A 1028-nucleotide genomic window follows, 5' to 3' on the forward strand; every position below is an offset into this window, starting at 1 on the left:
GCGCGCGGGCCGGGGCGCTTCAGTGCGGGTGGGCAGGTGCAGCCGGTATCGGTGGGTGTGGTGCGGCGCCAGGATGTGCGCGTGATGGTTCAGGCCATCGGCACGATGAGCGCGCGCGCCACGGCGGTGGTGCGGGCCAAGGTCAGTGGCGAACTGATGGCGTTGCACTTCAAGGAAGGCCAGCAGGTCAAGGCGGGCCAGCTGCTGGCCGAGATCGACCCCCGCAGCTACCAGGCCGCGCTGGGCCAGGTGCAGGGCAACCTGCAACGCGACCAGGCCCTGCTGCGCAACGCACAGCTCGATTGGCAACGCTACAAGGACTTGTTGGCGCAGGATTCGATCGCCTCCCAACAGGTGGACACGCAGGCGGCCCTGGTGCGCCAGCTGGAAGGCACCGTGGCCGCCGACCAGGCGCAGGTGGACGCTGCCCGCCTGCAGATGGGCTACACGCGCATCACCGCGCCGATCGCTGGGCGGCTGGGGTTGCGGCAGGCCGACAGGGGCAACGTGGTCGGCCCTTCGGACGCGAACGGCATTGTCACCATCAACCTTGTTCAGCCCATCGACGCGGCTTTTGCGGTGCCCGAGGCGCACCTGGCGCAGATCAACCAGCGCCTGGCCGACGGTGCCGATTTACCCGTGGAGCTGTGGGACCGCGAGCAAAAGCGTCGTCTGGCGCGCGGACGCGTGACCGCGCTCGACAATGCCATCGACACCGCCACCGGCACCATCAAGGTGAAGGCGTCGTTTGCCAATGAGGACGGAGGGCTGTTCCCCAACCAGTTCGTCAATGTGCGTCTGCAGCTGGACCTGCTGCAAAGGGCGCTGACCGTGCCCGGCACGGCGGTGCAGAACAACTATGTCTACCTGGTGCAGCCCGATGGCACCGTGACGCAGCGGCGCATTCGCGTGGGCGTGGCCGATGGTGAGCGGGTCAGCGTAGAGGGTGAATTGAAAGAGGGCGACCAGGTGGTGACCGACGGCATTGACCGCCTGCGCGAAGGCGCCAAGGTGGCGGTGATCGACGC

General features: G+C 67.8%; 1 protein-coding gene. It reads left to right on the forward strand.

Annotated elements, in window-relative coordinates; genetic code table 11:
- Positions 1 to 1028, forward strand: a 1028-nt coding sequence (locus ACDELDRAFT_RS22950; RefSeq protein ID WP_005801599.1) for an efflux RND transporter periplasmic adaptor subunit, incomplete at both ends; no start/stop codon positions are given.

This window comes from Acidovorax delafieldii 2AN (assembly GCF_000175235.1).
In the GTDB taxonomy this organism is placed as follows: Bacteria; Pseudomonadota; Gammaproteobacteria; order Burkholderiales; family Burkholderiaceae_C; genus Acidovorax; species Acidovorax delafieldii_B.